The following is a 17,660-nucleotide window of genomic DNA, read 5'->3' as shown; positions in this document are numbered from 1 at the left end:
ATCCGAGGACGGGTGGCCCCGGGTGCGGACCCGGCAACCGCATGGATCGACATCTCATGCACACAGTGCTCGTCGCAGCCGGGCCAGCAGTGCGTCCTCCGCTACAGCGACGGGTCGAGGGCGGAGTCCAAAACCCCGCACCGCGAGCGAGCCCTGGCCGCGAAGAAGGCCGCCGCATCGAGGTGAGGCCAAAGAACGTGATCACGTTCCGTAAGTAGTGGCGTCCGCGAATCGCGGACGCCACTCCAGTTTTCGGCTGCTCTCCGATCCGCCAGCGCCTCCTGCCCGGGGACTCTGCGCTCCCCCTGCCATAACCCTGCGCATCCCGCTGGCATCCACCCTGCGCATGACAGCCGCCGACCTCGAGCTACTGTCGAGCCCCCTGTGGATGACCCGATCACCTGTCCACAGGTTCAAGATCAGAAAAGAGCTAGGCACAAAGGGACCTCCCCTCGCGGGGAGGTCCGGTACGGCCGGGCCGAACGGCGCACAAGCGCACAAGCGGGAGGGCGGCCAGATGGCCTGGCTGACGAAGATCACGGCGGACGCGCAGGTCGAGTACCGGCTGCGCGAGCAGGCCGGATGCGGTGTCGTCGAAGCCGACGCCGTGGAGACCGTCGTCCTGGACGACTCGGCCGACGCCGCCCTCGACTACCGGCTGCGACCAGGCGACGGCCACCTGGTGTGGGTCGGCAGCGGGATGAGCGCCTTCGGGTACGCGGCGGGCGAGCACCTGGACGACGAAGCCAAGGACGCCGCGCGCCGGATCATGAACGGCTGCCACCCCGCCACCGGCGCCCGGCTGCTCGCCTCCACCGCCTCGGTGCGCGTCCATCCCGACGCCCACCTGACGGTGGCCCGGCTCACCGAGGCGATCGAGGCGCTGGCCGCCGAGAAGGGCGTCGAGCCGGCCGACCTGCTCGCGGGCAAGCCGAAGCAGCAGAGGCAGCTCGCCACCCAGCAGCGGATGGTCAACCGGTTCGGCGAGGGGCAGCGGCTCCAGGTCGGAACGCTGCACAAGCTCGCCCGCGCGGTCGGCCTCGACCTCGCCGACGTCTACGGCACCGAGACGGTCGACCGGGCGTGGGCGAGCAAGGACAAACGGATCGACACCCGCGTGCGCGGCTGGGACCTCGTGCTCGATCTGCCGAAGTCCGACAGCACCCTGTCCGGGCTCCTGGGCGACCTCAACGAGCGCACGTTCCGTGAGCTGGTGCAGCAGGCGAAGGACGACACGGTCCGCCAGGCCCAGGAGTGGATCGGCTACTCCGTCACCGGCGAGGACGGAGAGAAGGTACGCATCGCGACCGGCGGTCTGCTCGGCTGGTCGGTGGAGCACCTTGCCGCACGCCCGGTGACGCCGGGCGAACCGGGAGACCCGCACCTCCACGTCCACGTCACGATCGCCAACATGGCGCGGGGCGAGGACGGCGAGTGGAGGGCCATCGCCAACAGCGGACAGGACTTCCACCGCCACGCCAAGGCACTCGACGCGTACTTCAAGGCCCGGGTGCGGGAACTCACGTACGAGACGTTCGGCGTACGCCGCGAGTACAACCCGGAAACCCGCTCGTGGGAGGTCCGGCACGTCCCCGAGGAGCTGCGCGACGCGTTCTCCCGCCGGCACATCGCGCTCGACGAGCGGGTGGGCACGGACGCCTCACGGCAGGACCGGCAGCGCGTCGCCGACGAGACCCGCCGCGCAAAGGTCGACGCCGACGCGTCCGGGATGCGCTCCAGCTGGCGCACCCGCGCCGAGGCCGTCGTCGGCGACGTCGACGCGATGGTGGCGGCCGCCGCGCCCGGCCCGCCCGAGGGTGGTGGCGGTGCGGGCCTCGACGGCCCCGGCAGCGGCCCGCAGCGGCCCGGCCCGGACGACCTCGCGCGCATCGTCTTCGACCCCGAGACCGGGCTGACCGCGTCGGAGAAGTCGTTCTCCCGCGCGCAGCTGCTCGCCGCCGTGGCGACAGCGATGGAGTTCGGCATCGGCGCCGAGCCGGGCCTCCTGGACGAACTCGCGGACCAGGTCCTCGCCGTCGAGGGGTACGCGGTGCGCCTGCCGCATGTCGGCTCCACCGTCATGTCGTCGATGGACCGCTACACCACCCGCGACATCCTCGACGCCGAGGAGCTCGTCACCGGCCAGGCCCTGGCGCGGTTCGACGAGGGGGCGGTGAAGCTGACCGTCGAGCAGGCCGCGGCCGCCATGTCCGTCTTCGAGGTCGCCAACGGCTTCGCCCTGTCCGACGAACAGCGCGCCGCGATCACGCGGACGCTAACCGCCGGGCACGGCATCGACGCGCATATCGGCGCCGCCGGCACCGGCAAGAGCACGCTCATGGAGGCGTGCCGGATCGCGTGGGACGCCACCGGCCACACCTACGCCGGCGCCACCGTGTCCGCCGTCGCCGCCAAGTCGCTGGACGACGCCTCCGGCATCCCGGCCCGCTCGATCGCCTCCTGGCTCCAGCAGATCCGCGACGGCCAAGGACTCACCGGCATCGACGTCCTGGTCGTCGACGAGGCCACCATGTCCAACGACCGGCAGGCCGCCGCCCTCATGGCGGAGGCACGGCGCACCGGCACGAAGCTGGTGGCGATCGGCGACCCGAAGCAGCTGCAGTCGATCGGCCCGGGCGGCTGGTTCAAGGAGGTCCACCGGCTCGTCGGCGGCCTGGTCCTCACCGAGAACCGGCGTCAGCGCAACGACGCCGAACGCGCCGCCCTGGAGGTATGGCGCACCGGCGACCACGAGCAGGCCCTGCGCATCCTGGCCGACACAGGCCGGGTGCACGCCACCGAGAGCGCCATCGAGGCCCATACCCAAATTCTGACCACCTGGGACGAGCTGCGCACCCGCTGGAGCGACCCGCACGACCTGATCGACTCGCTGACCGTGCTGGCCGCCAAGAACACGGACGTGGACGTCCTGAACCTGGGGGCCCAGCAGATCCGCCGGCAGCGCGGCGAACTCGGCGCGGAACACCGCTACGTCCTCTCCGGCGGCGCGGAGCTGAACCTCGCCGTGGGCGACCTGGTCCGCGTCCGCCAGAACGACTACCGCTCCCGCCGCGGCGAGGGCCCCGACGTCCTCAACGGCTACCGGGCCGTGGTCACGGCGACCGACGAGAACCACCGCGTCGAGATCACCTGGCGCGACAAGAAGACCAACGAGACGGTGGCCGCCTGGTACGAGCCGAAGACGATCAGCTCCGGCGCCCTGTCCCTCGGTTACGCCATGACGGTCGCCGCGAGCCAGGGCCTCACCAGCGACGTCAGCCTGCTCTACGGGCACGGCTCCAACGCGTTCGCGACCTACCCGGGCATCACGCGCGGCCGCGCCGAGAACCACCTGTGGTTGCCGTTGGGCGCCATCGAGGACGACGAGACCCAGGCCCGTCTCGGCGAGGCCCGTACCGAGGCCGAACGCCTGCACCGCGCGGTCACCGCCTTCGCGAAGTTCCTCGGTCAGGACCGGGGCGACTACATGGTCTCGGATCTGCTGCGCGAGCCGCCGGCCCCCGCCCGTGTGCCCGTCCAGGCCGTACGCGAGGACGAGGCCGCCGTCCGCGCCCGCGAAGAGTCCGAGGCCGCGCTACGACGGGCCCGGGCGGCGGCGGCCGTCTCCCCCGGCCGTGCCCGCGAGGCGTACGAGCAGGCCCGGCGGCTTGCCGCCGAGGAGCACCAGGAGGCCGCACCCGAGGACAACGCCCGGGAGCAGGCCGCCAGCGGGAAGCGCCTGGCCGAGAGCCAGCGGCAGCGCGAGATGGCGTCGGTGCAGTCCTGGAAGACCCGGCCGTACGGCAAGTGGTCGGACGCCGGACTGGCACGGACGATCAGCCTCGCCTACGAGGCGGCCGGCCATGCCGAGCGCGCAGCGGCGCAGACAGCGCAGGAGGCCCGCACCCTCGAAGAGCGCCTCATCGAGGAGAAGGCGTCCGGGCAGACCCGCGGGCAGGCGTTCGTCGCCGAGGCCGCCACCGTGCTGGACCAGGCGGAGGCCAAGGCGAAGGAGGCGGCCCAGGAGACCGCCCGCGCCATCAACGCGCGCGCGGAGGCCGAGAAGAAGGACACCTATCTGCGCGAGTACCTTGAGCCCAAGCGGGGCTTGAGCTTCTTCGAGCGGCGCCGCGCCAAGCTCACCCTGAAGCAGCTGGACACCGACATCAGGGACGTGTCCGCCGAACGCGCGGCCCTGCGAACGGAAGCGACCCGGGCCGCGGACGCGGCAGACACGGCCCGAGAGGAGGCGTGGAAGCTGGTCCGCGAAAGCAACTTCGCCGGACAGTTCCGCGACCTCGGCGCCGACGAGCCCGTGCCGAAGGACCTCGACGTCGTCACCACGCGGCTGGCCACGATGCGCGAGCGGCTGCCCGACGTCGAGATGCGCCTGGACCGCCGTGACGCCCAGAAGCTGGCCCGCCTGCGCGGTGAGGTGACCCAGTACACCGACGCGGCCGCCAGCAGTCGCAAGACCGTCGCGATCGGACAGGCCGAGCAGGTCCTGCGCCGGACGATCGCCGGGAAGTATCCCGAGCTGCACGACATCGAGATCCAGGCCCGCCGGTCGTACATCGTCACGCAGAAGCGCGCGGCCGCCGAACAGTCCCGGGCCCGGGCAGAGGACTCGGCCGGCTACCGCCGCCAGCCGCCTCCCTATAGGCGCACCGGGCCGTCGATGGGAGGCCGATAGACCCGTTGGGCCCAGCGGGGGCGGCGTCAGACGAGACCAGCCGTAGCAGACGCCTGACGAGCGAATTGACCTCTGGCATATGCCAGAGGCGCAGTTCGGTAAAAGGTCTGATTCATGAGACACGGGGCCGCGCGCCCGCCTACTCTCACCCTCAGGTGGTGATGCGTCACCCCACGTGCCCTTCCCCTGGGTCATACGACACCAGACCAGGAGGATGGCTGTGGAGGATCAAGAGGCTAAGCCGCCCAGGCGGAAGCGGTGGACCCCGAGCCGGGCCCTCGCTTTGTGCTCAGTCCTGATGAACGTAATTCGACTCACGATCGAGTTACTCAGGCACTAGCACGGGTCCGAACTCGGGATCTCGCCGTACCCGGGGGGCGCACTCAGAGTGCGTCCCCCGTCCTTTTGCCCGGCCTCTGAACGAGGGGAAGGCGCTCTCTAACGTAGGGCAAGTCCGGGCAAGTTTCGGGCTCTTCAACTCGTTAGGGGAAAAAGATCCGTGGCAGGCGGGCTGGGAGAAGTCTCCGGCGGCCGGCCGCCGGAGACTTCCGTGCGGAACCCCCGCCCGCTGCTGCGCGCGAGCGCGGTCGCCTCCAGTTCGTGCGCGGCGGCTGGTGCCCGACTTCCTGCATCGCCCGTACGCGCCGGGTGTCGTGTGGCGAATCGGTCCGGGCCGCTGGAAGTATCGGCCCATGTCCTGCGCATGCGCCCAAGGCTTGACCGTCCAGCTGCACGACGGCGGAGACACGTACCCGGTGATCCCGGTCCCCCGGCACAGCGAGATCTCGTACTACTTCGACGCCCGGTGCGTGGGCTGCCGCGTCAAGTACGAGGAGCCGTTCGCGCGCGTCGACGAACAGGGCGAGATCCTCGACGACCAGATGCGGGGCCTTCCGATGGTCGACTGGATGTGGTTCGGGAAGCAGTGCGGGCCGTTCACATGCGGCTGTGACCAGGACCAGCTCGATCCGGCAGCAACCCCGGAGTAGGGCCGCCCGGCACGAACCGCTGACGACGACGCAGTCCCGAGGGCCCCAGCATGGGCCAGTGGGGGCGTACTTCAGGCCCGCTCACGACTGGCCGGACCCCCGCCCCGTACGACCGGGAGTCGGACCGCCGGAGGGAGGCCGCCACGCGAGGACGCCCCTGGCCCGCAGATCCGCCAGGACATCGGAGTCGGCCCGGTACAGCGTCCCCCCGGCGAGATCCGCGTCGGCGGCACGGACGCGGAGGGCCGCCGGGTCGGGACGGCCGTCCCCCGCGTCCTGGGCGTGGGGGACGTGCGAGGCGGGGCCGGAACCCAGGGGCCGGCGGCGGGTCGTCATCCCCAGATTGTGCCCGGGATCGCGCATCGGGTGAACGCTCGAAATCACGTTCCCTGACGAGCGTCAACTCATCTGGGAGAGCGGAGTGTCTCGCAGCACGATCAGGGTGAGCAGTGACATCACGATCGAGATGAGGGCGGTTGTGCCCCACGAGGGCATCCAGTCAGGCATGGGCCCGATTGTGCCGGGCGGTTCCCCACAGCCCGATCCGGGTCACCTCTCGCGTGCGGCCATGCGTTTCATAGGTGGCCCTCATGACGTACGGACACGGTCCACCGTCGCGTCCAACAACCGATCGGTTCCCGAACGCCCTGCGGGTAGGACCCCGCAGGGCGTTCGGGTGCCCGGGAACCCCGTGCAACAACGGTCTACTGCTGGCGGCGCGCGGTGAGCTGCACACCGCCGCCGACGGTGATCGCAGTGCCGATGCTGCCGACGGTGGCCGCCGCCTCGGTGTTGTGCGTCAGCGACAGGATCACCACGGCGACGATGGAGATGAGCACCGTCGCGAGGGTGGCCCAGGAGAGTCGGTTGGAGCTGGGGTCGGGGGTACCTGCTGGGGTACCGTCGGTGGACGTCACGCGGTCAGTTCTCCTCACGGCAGGGCGGACCACTTCGACGTAACGAGAGGGAGACCTCCTCGCGGTCAGCCGTAGGAAGCAAGTGCCGCAACGAGGTCTCCCTTCGTCGTGCCGAAGGGGTTTCGGTGCCGACAACGGTACAGAGGGGTGTTGACAACCAGCGGGCACTCGGGCCTTCGCTCGCCTGCCTGACGGCCGATCAAGCCTGAGCGGGGGGAACACTTTTCCGTGGGCTATGTAACGTGGTTGTTGTGCTCCGTCCCGTCACCACTTGGGCGGGGTTCTAGCAGGTCAGCGCCATGGCCTGGCGACGCAAGCGGGGATGTTGATCCGCTGCTGGGCAGTTGGGGCTGTGATGCATCCCACGTAGGCGACATTGCCTTTTGCGTGTCGCCCTTGATGCGAGAACCAAGCGCCGCCGTCGGGTAGATGCTCTCGCTGAGCTTGTCTGACCTGCTCTGATGTCTCCCTCAGGACTTCGCGAAGGCGATGGTGTCGGTGTCGGACCGATACTTCTGCTTGTCGACGATGTCGTTCGTGAAGTCCCGGTACATGTTCGCGGCGCCCGTGCCGAACTCGGCGTCCGCGTGGAGCTTCTTGCGCTGCTTCGTCTGTTTCTCGAAGTAGGCGATCTCGTCCTCGGCCTTGTCCGGGTGCCGGATCTTCTCCTCGCGGAATGCGGACGAACAGTGGACCCTTGAGCTGACTCGTTCTCAGGGTGTGCGGACGACGGCCCCGGAGACGAACCACTGCACCAGAGCGGCGGCGAGGTGGACGCCGGCCCGGGCGGCTTCCAGGGTCTCGGGCACGGTCGCGGTCTGGGCGCCGTGCCGCGAGGTCTGCCCCTCCCACAGGGCGCGCATCATCGCCTCGGCCGGGGCGATCGGGTCGCCGGCCGGGGAGGGGATCGCGGCGGTGAACTTGTGCCGGGCGCCCTTGAGCTCGCCCAGCATCGTGCCGAGGGTGGCCCTGGCGTTGTTGGGCTGGATGACGGCGTGCGCCGCGCACTCCACCGCCTTGATGGCCTCGCCGTACGCGCGCACCGGATCCGGGCCGCGCCCGTAGGCCGCCTGCCAGGCCGCGGCCAGGTGGTCGGCGGCCGATCCGGCGGCGGGCCCGGCCGCCGCGTCGGCGATTGTCTGGCGGACGGCGTCGCGCACGGCCGGGGTGACCCGCTCCTCCAGCCCGTCCTGGGCTTCGTTGACGCGGTAGGCGGATCCGGCATCGTCGAGCATGCTCACGAGGAGGTGGAGCTCGCTGTCAGTGGCCACGTTGGAGCGGAGCATCTCGTCCACCACGTCCAACAGTTGCGGGCCGGTCTTCTGCGTCAGCGGCTTCACGTACCTCACCCCGAAGCGCGCGTCCCTGTACGGCGCAATGTGCAGGCGCAGGCAGATTCCCTGAGCTTGGTCCTCCAGCGACGAGCCCCGGTAGGTCAGCACCTGTTCGACCCATACCTGGAGCGGCACGAGCAGGTGCTCGGGTACGTCGTCGAACGGTCCGTCGTGTTCGGACGCGTCGGCGAGGCCGGCGCGGACGGAGAAGCGCGGGCGCGGTGCGATTGTCATAGCGAAAACGGTAGTGGCAGGAGGAGTCGCGTCGGATAACCGTGCTTCGTTATCTGACGCAAGAGCTTTATTGGCTCTTGATAATGTTCCTTCTCAAGAGTCAGAAACGAGGGGGAGCACATGAGTTCAGTGGGCCGAGCGCTGGCCGTCCCGGCAGCCTCCAGCATCGTCGACGTGGAACTCGTGAACGACGACGAATCCGTCGGCGCCGGGGCGGACATCCGTACCGCGCGGGACCGGCACCTGTCCGCCGAGACCGTCGCCGCCATCGAGGCGAGCGCGGCCGCCTCCACCCGCCGCGCGTACGCCGCGGACCGCGAAACGTTCGCCGCCTGGTGCCGCCAGGAGGACCGCACGGTCGTCCCGGCCTCCGGCGAGACGATGGCGGAGTGGGTGCGGCACCTGACCGTCACGCCCCGGCCCCGCACGAACCGCCCCGCCGGCCCGTCGACCATCGAGCGAGCCATGTCCGCCGTGACCACCTGGCACCTTGAGCAGGGCCGCGCCAAGCCGAACATGCGTGGCGCCCGCGCCGTCCTCAACGCCTACAAGGCCCGGCTTGCCGAGCAGAAGGACGAGGCCGCCCGGGCGCGGCAGGCGACCGCGGCCCTGCCCGCACAGATCCGCGCGATGCTCACCGGCACCGACCGCACCGCCCTGGCCGGGCAGCGCAACGCCGCTCTGGTACTTCTCGGCTTCGCTGCCGCCGCCCGCGCCTCCGAACTGGTCGCCCTCGACCTCGCCGACGTCACCGAGGCCGAGCACGGCTACGACGTGACCGTGTACCGCAAGAAGGTCCGCAAACACACCACCAACGCGATCCTGTACGGCACCGACCCCGCCACCTGCCCGGTCCGCGCCCTGCGCGCCTACCTCGCCGCCCTCGCCGACGTCGGCCGCCACGACGGCCCCCTCTTCGTCCGCATCGACCGCTGGGACCGCCTCGCCCCGCCGATCACCCGCAACGGCCGCCCGATCGGCGACCCGGCCGGGCGCATGACCGCCGAGGCCGCCGCCGAGGTCATCGAGCGCCTGGCCGACGTCGCCGGCCTTTCCGGCGACTGGTCCGGACACTCCCTGCGCCGCGGCTTCGCCACCGCCGCGCGGGCCGCCGGCCACGACCCGCTGGAGATCGCCCGCGCGGGCGGCTGGGCCGACGGCTCGCGCGTCCTGGCCCGCTACATGGAGGACGTCGACCGCGTAAAGAACAGCCCGCTCGTCGGCATCGGCCTGTGAGCGGGCCGGCGCTGAGCAGTCCCGGGCCAGGGCGCAGGAGTCGGCCAGTTACCACCGGCAGCCGCCCTCACAGGGCCGGGGAGGCCCGTCTATGGGGCGGTGAGCCCGGTGGGGTGTCTGGTTCGGCCTCCAGACCACCTCCTCCCGCGAAGAGGTCGACGAACCAGCCCCGTGCGGGCAGAAGATGGCAGCTTTCGGTAATGCGTTTCCGGGTGGGGAATTACATTGCCGAAATCTGCGAAATGGTCGCAGGTAATGGTGACAGGATTACGGTTCCGAGAATGTGTCACCGCGTTGACCTGCGGGTATAGGGAAAAACTGAATCCTGGTGAGGAAAAGCTGAGGTGATGCTGCCCGGTGCGCAGTGATCGGAAATTACAACTGTTCACGCTGCCTGACGTAGGCTCAGTCTCGTTCAGCCCTGCGTCGGGAAACGACGTAGGGAGACCTCGTTGCGGTGCGGACCGATGCTTGCCGGCAGGCCGCGCCGTGAGGTCTCCCTATCGCCTGTCGTCGGGCTCCGTCCCATGTGAGGAGAACGAACCGATGACACATACCGACCGTACCCGAGAGCCCCGAGCGCGAAGTGCCCTGGTCTGGGCGGTCGTGACCACCGGGGCCGCATCCGTCCTCGGATCGACCTTCCTGGCCTGGGAAGGGCTGGACCAGGCCGCCACCGCCGTGGCCACCACAGGTGTGTCGGTCACCACCATTGGTGGAGCCTGGGCGTACGTCCGCTCGCGCGAGGTGGAAAGTTCCGGTCGGCCCCATGACGCGCGCGACGGGGATAGTCCCGTTGGGCCTAACGGCGGCGGCCTCGCCTGACCAGTCATGAGAAGCCCCCGACGGTGCTCGGTGCAGGAGCAGCCGTCGGGGCTTCGTCCGTCGCCCGGGCCCACGGGGGAAGGCGCCGTGAGACGGCTCAGGGAGACGAGACAGCGGCTTCGTCGACGGCGGACGGTGAAGGTACACAGATGGAACTCGTGAGACCGTCCCACGCGCGCGCGGGGGTCTCGGTCTCACTGTGCCCCCCCGGTCCGTCGGGGGGGGGGTCTGCACTTGTTGGACCGCCCTACGCGTGCGCGCGGGATGGGGATGCGCAGGTCAGACGCGGATTCCGTTGCGGACCAGCAGGGCCTTGAGATCGGGATCGGCTTCCTCGTCGACGCCGCACAGCTCGCCGTCGCGGAACGCCCACACACCCCGGACTACCAAGTCGACCGCGACGCACAGCTTCTCGCCCTTGTAGTCGACCTCGTAGTACTCACAGTGGTCCAGTTCGGGGATCTCGCGTTGTACGCGCGTGCAGATGTCGACCTCTGCGGTGCGCTGCCCGTGGACAGCGTCCGGGTCGACGAACTCAGGTCGGCAGCCTCCGCATTCGAAGCGGAGTTTGCCGTCCGGGCCGGGGACCTCGAAGGGCAGTGTCTCGGGCTTGTCGTCGCTCCTGTCTCGTCGGAAGTCGACCTTGCCGCACGCCGCGCAGGCCATCCCCGCCTGCCTGGCGCGTCCTCTGCTCCAGTGCTCGGCTTCGTCGGGGAACTCCTTGACGTGGACCTCCATCCCGTCGAACGGCCAGGCCCCTACGGGGGTCGGGCGGTAGTACGCGAGCCGCATGGTCGTGCCCCTCTCTGCTGGTGTCGTCCGGAACAACGGGCCGCTGCTCGTCCGGACACTCCGCCTCCAGCCCAGCGGTCAAGGCCATCACCAGGTCCATCACCTGATGGTGGAGGAAACATGGTCGGGAATCGCCCGTTCCCCCAGCTCAGACGCCATATGCGTCCATCAGCTACAGGGCGGATCTCCCGAAAGTAAGAGTGAAGGTGAAGAGCCAGATTGAAGCCCAGGCGCGCCCTCCGGGCAGATGAGCTGAGCGCCGGCCCCGTGTCTCCCGTGGGAGACGGCTGTCCCCGCCCAGGTGCTGACGCAGGCCGCACACGTCCAGGTCTCGCCCCTCTACGGTCGGCCGGTCCGGCGGGCCCCCGTGCCGTACGGCCGGGAAGCCGGGCCCCCGGCAGACGGCTGCCACCCAAGGACGCCCCTGGCCCGCATGTCGGCCAGGGAATCGGAATCGGGCCGGTACAGCGTGCCCGCGTCGAGGTCCGCGTCCACCGCTCGCACACGGGGGACCGCGGCCTGGCCGTCCAGGCCGGAGTCGGGGGTGCTGCGGGCAAGAGGGCCAGATCCCAGAGAACGGCGGCGGGTCGTCATCCCCGGATCGTAAGCGCGACAGAGATCACGGCCAGCGGCGGGCGGGTACTCGGAGTGCCCGGTGCGATCACCCCTTCACCGCGCGGTCCAGGGCCGCGCAGCTCGCAGCGAATCCCAGCACTCGCTCCTCGGCGGACGTCAGCGTGGTGAGACCGCCCGAGTCACCGACCACCGCCCGCCGGACCGCTGCCCTCACCCGCCCCGACGGACCCACCCCCGTGAGGACCAGCTCCGCCGCGATCTCCGCCCGCCCGTGGTCGTAGGGCGCCACGTAGCGCCCCGCCAGCGCCTCGCACAGAGCTTGGTCCAGGGCGTCGTACACCGGGTGGAGATGCCCTCGGTCGCCCAGCGCGGCGTGGAGGTCCTCGTAGAACCCCTTGAGGCCGTGCACGTCACCAGCAGCGCACAGCCGCACCAGGGTCGTCGCGAACCGCTCGCCGACCGAAGAAGTCGTCATGCCCTGCCAAACGGCAAACGGCACCAGGAGGGCACGGACATGGCGGATACGCGGCGGGACGCCCGGGGCCCGACCAGGAGGCGGAATCGGTCGAAGGCGGCCTCGCCCGCGAGCGAGGCCGCCTTCGCGCTGCGAGACGTCAGGAAGCGGGAGATGCGGAGCCCTGGGGCACGGATCAGGCGGTGGGCCTGCGCAGGACGATCGCGGTCGCGTCATCCCGGTACAGCTCTCCGGTCTCCGGGTCATCCTCGCCCTCGGCGGCGGCGACGAGCGCGTCCGCGAGGGCCTGGGGGGCGTCGAAATGCTCCCGGCACAGGGCCTCGGCCGTTTCCTGGTCGACCTGGTCGGAGACGCCGTCCGAGACGAGCAGGACGAGAGGGACGTCTTCGGGGATCTCCAGTTGGCGGCACGTCATCTCCGTCGCCTGGGCAAGGCCGAGCCTCGCCCAGTTGTCCTGGTCCTCGGCAGTCTCGATCGGAACCATCTCGATGGTCTTTCCGCCGTTCCAGCGGAGCCACTCACCCATGGTCTGATCTGTGCTCCACAAGGTCAGCTTCTCGCCGTCCCAGCCGTATGCCCGGCAGTCGCCGATCCAGTGGACGCTGGTGGGGTGTCCGGGCTCCATGGAGGCGACGATGGCGGACATGTGCGGCGGGCGGCCGTACGCATCGGCCATGCGCCCCGCAGCGGTCAGGCCGACGAGCCCGCCCATCGCCATCCCCATGAGGGCGATCGCGGACGGCGCGTGCCGGGCAAAGTCCACGACTTCCTCGTGGTGGCCGGCGCCGTCGACGACAGCCGCGCAAACCCGCTCGCCCCGTCGGTGGACGTGGACGCCATCCGCACATGGCGGCTCGGTGCCGGGGCGCTGGGCGCTCCCGGTTTCCACCCTCAGGATCTTCTGGGTCTCAATCACTGTGGACTCCTTCCACCGATGAATACGGTCGGCATACACACAGCCCGTCAAGGGGAATAATGGGGCATTTCGTGCACCCGATGCGGAAGTTGGCGCAATTTCGCCCGCTCTGTCTAGAAGGCGCCGCATTGCCAAGACGGGGCGTCCGCCCTCCCGCCACTCTCCGGGACGGGGCCTATGATCCATTACCCCCCGGGGGCGGAAACGGTCGTGACCAGCCCGCTCAGGACGCGGGCATTCGCCGGGAGGGACAGCGAGGCCGATTCCGAGATCGGCGACTGGCGCTCTCGGCCTGTCCCACACCTAGATACTTCCGGCATGGGTATCGCAGACACCTCAATCGCGGCCGCGGCCGCCGTCTTCAGCGGCGGAGCCGCGTTCGGCGCTTGGAAAACCGCCAGGGAGGCCAACCGAACTTCCGCATCCCTCGCCCAGATCGAGCGGGACCGCTGGCACACCGAGATGACTCCCCACCTTCGGTTCCAGTTCACGAGGTCGCGCGGGAACCCCGAATTGCTGGTGTTGTTCGACGGGCCGGCTCCACTGCGCCGCATCAACCGGCTTGAGCTGTCCATCCGCGACGACCGCGACCGCAGCAGCGATCCGGTGCTCGCGGGAGGGGTGACTGCCGAGGAGCGCGCCAAAATCATCTGGGGCCCCTACCGCTTCCGCCCCGGCATCGACGGGGCTGATGAATCCGGGCGCAACGCTGGGGCCTTCCACCTCGAACACGGCGAGAAACGGCGTCTCGCTCTCGACCCCTCCCTGAGCCCCTCGTGGTTCACGGACAGCGACCCGATAGGCGGGTGGCGGTGGGAACAGTCCGGCAATCCCATACGACTGTGGGCGACGTGCCACGTGGCCGGGCACAAGGATTGGAGACTGACCGCCGATCTGCCCGGTGAACCGATGGAGTGGACTGAATGGGTGACCGCCCGGTAAGCGATCCGGGGTCGGGCTGTCCGGCAACTCGTACACCCTGCTTGCACCTCCCGGCCGCCAACGTCGTCCAATCAGCCCGGGGGCGGAAACCGCCAGGCCATCCGGCCTGGCACAAGTGAGGGGACACCTCATGGCGTTGGGCGACATCACCACCACCGACCTGAACGGCTGGCAGTACCGCGCGGTCGGCGTGCTCGACAGCCTGGTGAAGGCCGGGCTCAAGGCCGAGCGGTACCCGCTCGACGAGGAGGGCCAGGAGGACGCCGACCGTGGCTGACCGCCTGTACCTGCGGCACTCGACGGACAAGCAGACCAACCTCCGCCAGAAGCACAACCTCGCGTCCTACCTCGACGCCGGCGCCCCGGCCTACGAGGACCCTGCGACCTCCAGTCGTCTCCATCCGCTCAAACGCCCCGGCCTCTTGCGACTGCTCGACGAAGCAGCGGTCGGCGACGTCGTACGACTCGCCGACGCCGCCCGCCTCTTCCGCTCGGTCAAGGACGTGCTCGACGTCCGCGACGTCCTGCGGCGTCGAGGGCTCCACCTGCGGATCGCCTCCGGCCCCTGGGCGGGCATGGACCTCACCTCCGAGGACCCGATGACCAAGCTCTTCGTCACGATGCTCGCCGGGGTCCTTGAGTTCCAGCGCGACATGATCAGCGAGAACACCAAGGACGGGGTCGCCGCAGCACGGGCAGAGGGGAAGACCCTCGGCAGGCCGGCACGTCTCAGCGCCACCCAAGCCGCCGAGATCGTCCGCGCCTACGAGACCGGCACTGCGGTCAAGGCGCTCGCGCGGCAGTACCGCGTCGACCCGAAGGTGATCCGCCGGGCCCTTGACTCTGCCGAAGCCCGCAAGGCCCCCGATCTGGACACGTTCTCGCCGAAGCCCGCGGAAGCAAGCCAGGAAGAGGCGGTGGCCGCCGATCCGGTCGTGGTGGTCGACGTGCCCGGCCTGGTCGCCGAGCACCTGGCCGACGTCGCCGACGCCCCGGTCCGCCAGGCGCTCGCTGCCGGGCAGACGATCAGGCGCGGGCAGGGCTACTCGGTGCGGGTGACCGCCCCGGTCAGCGTGCACGTGGCGATGATCGAGCACTCCGCGACCGCCCTCATGCAGTCGCCCGCCGGCCGCAAGGCCCACCGCATCCACTCCGACCGCGTGACGTCCGTCCGGATCACGCCCTGAGTGTCGGTGCCGCCCGCTGCAGTCGGGTCTGCGGTCACCACGGTGGCCGTGGGCCCGGCTCGTGGCCCGGTGCGCCCGGCTCAGACCGGACGCGCACGCCGAAGGTGCTCCGCGCCGAGCCACCCTCTCCACTGCTTCAACTTCGCTGGTCTCGCTCTTGGCGGCCGGTGAGTCTGGGATCACCGCAGTCGCGGGAAGAGCTTGAGATGCCGAAGGACCACGCCCGCAAGAAGGCCCTCGCCGCCGTCAAGGACGAGCTGGGCATCAAGCACACCGACGCCATCGCGCTCCTGGACCACTCCGACGCCGACGAGCGGGAGACCCTGGAGCGGTACCTCGCGGAGTACGTCGACATCAACACGTACAAGGAAGCCGTCGACTACCTGACCCAGGAGAAGAACAACCCCCGCAACCAGCTCCTGTGCGAGACGTGCGGCTGGACGAACGGCATGGTCTGCCCCGAGTGCCCCGGGTGCGGCTGCTACAACGACCAGTGTTCCGGCTGGCGCCACCACGAGTACGCCGACGACGACCCGGACAGCGACCCCTACGGCTGCCAGGAGTGCGGGGCCGACGGCGGGGGCGACCCGTACGGCGAGTGCTGCTGCTACGAGGACGAGGAGGAGGCCGCGTGAACGTCCGCGACGTCCAGGCCGTCATCGCGGCCAGCGACTACGTCCGCCACGGCGGCGTGACACGGCACGGAGGCTCGTACAGCACCTGCGTCTGCCCCACGGCCGCGTGCGGGGCCGTCGCCTCCTGCGACGAGCGGGACGACTGCCCCGAGCACAGCCTCGACCCGGTGCAGTACTGGCACTGGGCCGCCGAGTGCCCGCAGGTCCTGGCCGCCGCCCGCACGGCGGTCGGCCGGGGCCTGGCGGTCTTCCCGCTCCCGATCGGCGGCCGGGTCCCCGACCCCGGGTGGCAGCGCCAGGCCACCCTGCTGCCCGAGCGGCTGCCCGAGCTGCTGCCGGACGGGGCGTCGGCATCGGCTGCCGGGCCTCCAACACGGTCGCCCTCGACCTCGACGTCCACGGCGACGACGACGGGCCCGGCGTCCTCGCCGCCCTGGCCGACCGGCTTGGGGAGGAGGTGCCCGACACCTTCACCGTGGCCACCCCGTCCGGCGGCCGACACCTCTACTTCAGGGCGCCGATGGGCTGCACCATCGGCAGCATCTCGGGCGGGCGCACGGCACTCGGGCCCGGGATCGACGTCCGCGGCCCCGGCCGCCGCAGCGGCGGATACCTCGCCGGCCCCGGCTCCGTCGTCGGCAGACGGCCGTACTCGATCGTCCACGACCTGCCCGTGGCGCCGCTGCCCGACTGGATCGGCCGGCGCCTCCAGGCCCACATGTGAGGCACAGCCGACAGCACGAGAGCCCCGCACCGGACAAGGTGCGGGGCTCTCGTGCTGCTCAGGACGGTGTGCCTGCGTGCTGACGTGCCAGCCCGCCAGCGTGTCAGCCTGCGCTTGCCAGTCTGCCGAGGCCCGGGTGGCAGGGCCTCACGGATGCGTCAGCGAAAAGCTGACACGTTTTGCACTCCCCTGAAAAGTAGCCCAATTGATGAGTAATCCATCTAGCGTTCATGCTCTTCGATATGGCTACCGATGTAGTTCTCTATATCGATCGCTAATTTGCAATCAATTCCGCTAGCGGAAATGTGAGCGTTTCGGGTACCTTCTCGGCTCTCTACTCTGCTCTCCTGAGCATCCGGGAGGGGGCCTCGCCTCCGCCCTGGATGCCGGTGTCCCCTCTTTGGCAGGTCGGGGGTCGGTGCTCTGGGGAGTTAGGGGAAGACGCGAAGGTAGGACCAGGTGGTTGGTCCGACAATGCCGTCGGCGGTGATCCCATCAGCGCTCTGGAACCGCTTCACGGCGGCTTCCGTGCCAGCCCCGAACTGGCCGTCTATTCCGGCGGAACCGACCGAGAAGCCCCAGAAGATCAGCAGCGCCTGAAGTTCCTTGACCTTCGCGCCTGAGTCGCCCCGGTCTGTATAGGCGTTGCTCATGTCGTAGCCGCAGTAGTACCCGAAGAACTGTGCACGCCAGCATGTTGCCGCCGCTGCAGCCTCGATGGTGGAAGGGGCGGCCGGGGCTGCCGCAGAGATGCCGGCCGTTGATACCGAGAGCGCGCCAACGAGGCCGAGCGTCACGGCTGCCTTTCTCCACTTCATGGGGTCTCCATCTGATTGGGGTGGACGTCATCCACTGTGGACCGGGCAAGTGCGGGCGTCAGGCGGGCGGAGGGATGTGGCGGGATGTCGCGGAAGGATGCCCGGTGGGCGCCTCTTGTGCCGCGTAGGTCGGATGGCCAGGGAGTGAGTAAGTGCCGCTGGTGGCAGCTGCTCGCTGCAGCTGCGAGCAGGGAGGGTGAGCCAGCATGTGGCGTCCTGATTGCGTGGCAATCGCGTAGGCCGACAGCCCGTATGGGGTCCCGTACTGGCCGCAAAAACAACGGATATCGCTGACCTGGGACGATGCCACCCGGAGTGCAGGGGCGTCCGGGTCGTACCGCGAAGGCACCGTTGCGGAACCAGCCTC

The 17,660-nt window shown here is 69.9% G+C and carries 15 protein-coding genes; 8 read left to right on the top strand and 7 right to left on the bottom strand.

Translation table 11 applies throughout. From position 1 onward, the window contains the following. Nucleotides 1-517: 517 nt before the first annotated feature. Together mobF and ACWC97_RS32825 are read left to right on the top strand one after the other, a co-directional pair. The gene (gene mobF / locus ACWC97_RS32830; RefSeq protein WP_450653368.1) at nt 518-4,693 is read left to right on the top strand and encodes a MobF family relaxase; all 4,176 of its coding nucleotides are present in this window, start codon (nt 518-520) and stop codon (nt 4,691-4,693) included. Between the two features lie 716 nt (nt 4,694-5,409). Beyond that, nucleotides 5,410-5,682: a hypothetical protein gene (locus ACWC97_RS32825; protein ID WP_450653366.1), complete on the top strand. Its 273-nt coding sequence runs from the start codon at nt 5,410-5,412 to the stop codon at nt 5,680-5,682. Between the two features lie 81 nt (nt 5,683-5,763). Here ACWC97_RS32825 and ACWC97_RS32820 read toward each other — a convergent pair whose 3' ends face one another. The 3 genes from ACWC97_RS32820 to ACWC97_RS32810 form a co-directional block, all read right to left on the bottom strand. Continuing rightward, nucleotides 5,764-6,018, bottom strand: a complete 255-nt coding sequence (locus ACWC97_RS32820; protein WP_450653364.1) for a hypothetical protein — start codon at nt 6,016-6,018, stop codon at nt 5,764-5,766. A 368-nt stretch (nt 6,019-6,386) separates the two neighbouring features. After that, nucleotides 6,387-6,599, bottom strand: a complete 213-nt coding sequence (locus tag ACWC97_RS32815; protein WP_450653359.1) for a hypothetical protein — start codon at nt 6,597-6,599, stop codon at nt 6,387-6,389. Nucleotides 6,600-7,312: 713 nt separating this feature from the next. Continuing rightward, the gene (locus ACWC97_RS32810; RefSeq protein ID WP_450653354.1) at nt 7,313-8,167 is read right to left on the bottom strand and encodes a hypothetical protein; all 855 of its coding nucleotides are present in this window, start codon (nt 8,165-8,167) and stop codon (nt 7,313-7,315) included. Between the two features lie 120 nt (nt 8,168-8,287). Here ACWC97_RS32810 and ACWC97_RS32805 point away from each other — a divergent pair, with 120 nt between their 5' ends. Then, nucleotides 8,288-9,403, top strand: a complete 1,116-nt coding sequence (locus ACWC97_RS32805) for a tyrosine-type recombinase/integrase (protein WP_450653352.1) — start codon at nt 8,288-8,290, stop codon at nt 9,401-9,403. A gap of 1,104 nt (nt 9,404-10,507) precedes the next feature. On the opposite strand, the gene ACWC97_RS32800 is transcribed toward ACWC97_RS32805, so the two are convergent. The 3 genes from ACWC97_RS32800 to ACWC97_RS32790 form a co-directional block, all read right to left on the bottom strand. After that, nucleotides 10,508-11,020, bottom strand: a complete 513-nt coding sequence (locus ACWC97_RS32800; RefSeq protein WP_450653350.1) for a hypothetical protein — start codon at nt 11,018-11,020, stop codon at nt 10,508-10,510. Between the two features lie 661 nt (nt 11,021-11,681). Continuing rightward, nucleotides 11,682-12,071 (bottom strand): hypothetical protein, encoded by a 390-nt coding sequence (locus tag ACWC97_RS32795; RefSeq protein WP_450653348.1) that lies wholly within the window; start codon nt 12,069-12,071, stop codon nt 11,682-11,684. 175 nt (nt 12,072-12,246) lie between these two features. Then, the gene (locus ACWC97_RS32790) at nt 12,247-12,987 is read right to left on the bottom strand and encodes a hypothetical protein (RefSeq protein WP_450653346.1); all 741 of its coding nucleotides are present in this window, start codon (nt 12,985-12,987) and stop codon (nt 12,247-12,249) included. Nucleotides 12,988-13,305: 318 nt separating this feature from the next. On the opposite strand from ACWC97_RS32790, the gene ACWC97_RS32785 reads away from it, so the two are divergent. The 5 genes from ACWC97_RS32785 (at nt 13,306) to ACWC97_RS32765 (ending at nt 16,475) form a co-directional block, all read left to right on the top strand. Then, a complete protein-coding gene (locus tag ACWC97_RS32785; RefSeq protein ID WP_450653344.1) occupies nt 13,306-13,929 on the top strand; it encodes a hypothetical protein in 624 nt (207 codons plus the stop codon). Nucleotides 13,930-14,059: 130 nt separating this feature from the next. Next, nucleotides 14,060-14,206 (top strand): hypothetical protein, encoded by a 147-nt coding sequence (locus tag ACWC97_RS32780; protein ID WP_450653342.1) that lies wholly within the window; start codon nt 14,060-14,062, stop codon nt 14,204-14,206. Continuing rightward, on the top strand, nt 14,199-15,116 hold the full coding sequence (locus ACWC97_RS32775) for a recombinase family protein (protein WP_450653341.1): 918 nt from the start codon (nt 14,199-14,201) through the stop codon (nt 15,114-15,116). Before ACWC97_RS32780 ends, ACWC97_RS32775 begins: the two co-directional genes overlap by 8 nt. Before the next feature lie 206 nt (nt 15,117-15,322). Further along, a complete protein-coding gene (locus ACWC97_RS32770) occupies nt 15,323-15,751 on the top strand; it encodes a hypothetical protein (RefSeq protein ID WP_450653339.1) in 429 nt (142 codons plus the stop codon). A 286-nt stretch (nt 15,752-16,037) separates the two neighbouring features. Continuing rightward, nucleotides 16,038-16,475 (top strand): bifunctional DNA primase/polymerase, encoded by a 438-nt coding sequence (locus tag ACWC97_RS32765; RefSeq protein ID WP_450653337.1) that lies wholly within the window; start codon nt 16,038-16,040, stop codon nt 16,473-16,475. A gap of 431 nt (nt 16,476-16,906) precedes the next feature. Here the strand turns inward: ACWC97_RS32765 and ACWC97_RS32760 are convergent, their stop codons facing one another. Further along, complete coding sequence (locus tag ACWC97_RS32760) at nt 16,907-17,293, bottom strand: peptidoglycan-binding domain-containing protein (RefSeq protein WP_450653335.1); 387 nt, start codon at nt 17,291-17,293, stop codon at nt 16,907-16,909. Nucleotides 17,294-17,660: the final 367 nt, after the last annotated feature.

The sequence above is a fragment of the Streptomyces sp. NPDC001108 genome (assembly GCF_053598535.1).
This window is presented reverse-complemented; position numbering and strand designations above follow the sequence as displayed.

What these genes read in the sequence shown, in the direction of transcription:
- ACWC97_RS32760 (WP_450653335.1), bottom strand. Translation starts at nt 17,293, where the DNA reads ATGAAGTGGAGAAAGGCAGCCGTGACGCTCGGCCTCGTTGGCGCGCTC.
- ACWC97_RS32810 (WP_450653354.1), bottom strand. Translation starts at nt 8,167, where the DNA reads ATGACAATCGCACCGCGCCCGCGCTTCTCCGTCCGCGCCGGCCTCGCC.
- ACWC97_RS32805 (WP_450653352.1), top strand. Translation starts at nt 8,288, where the DNA reads ATGAGTTCAGTGGGCCGAGCGCTGGCCGTCCCGGCAGCCTCCAGCATC.
- ACWC97_RS32795 (WP_450653348.1), bottom strand. Translation starts at nt 12,071, where the DNA reads ATGACGACTTCTTCGGTCGGCGAGCGGTTCGCGACGACCCTGGTGCGG.
- ACWC97_RS32780 (WP_450653342.1), top strand. Translation starts at nt 14,060, where the DNA reads ATGGCGTTGGGCGACATCACCACCACCGACCTGAACGGCTGGCAGTAC.
- mobF (WP_450653368.1), top strand. Translation starts at nt 518, where the DNA reads ATGGCCTGGCTGACGAAGATCACGGCGGACGCGCAGGTCGAGTACCGG.
- ACWC97_RS32820 (WP_450653364.1), bottom strand. Translation starts at nt 6,018, where the DNA reads ATGACGACCCGCCGCCGGCCCCTGGGTTCCGGCCCCGCCTCGCACGTC.
- ACWC97_RS32800 (WP_450653350.1), bottom strand. Translation starts at nt 11,020, where the DNA reads ATGCGGCTCGCGTACTACCGCCCGACCCCCGTAGGGGCCTGGCCGTTC.
- ACWC97_RS32770 (WP_450653339.1), top strand. Translation starts at nt 15,323, where the DNA reads ATGCCGAAGGACCACGCCCGCAAGAAGGCCCTCGCCGCCGTCAAGGAC.
- ACWC97_RS32785 (WP_450653344.1), top strand. Translation starts at nt 13,306, where the DNA reads ATGGGTATCGCAGACACCTCAATCGCGGCCGCGGCCGCCGTCTTCAGC.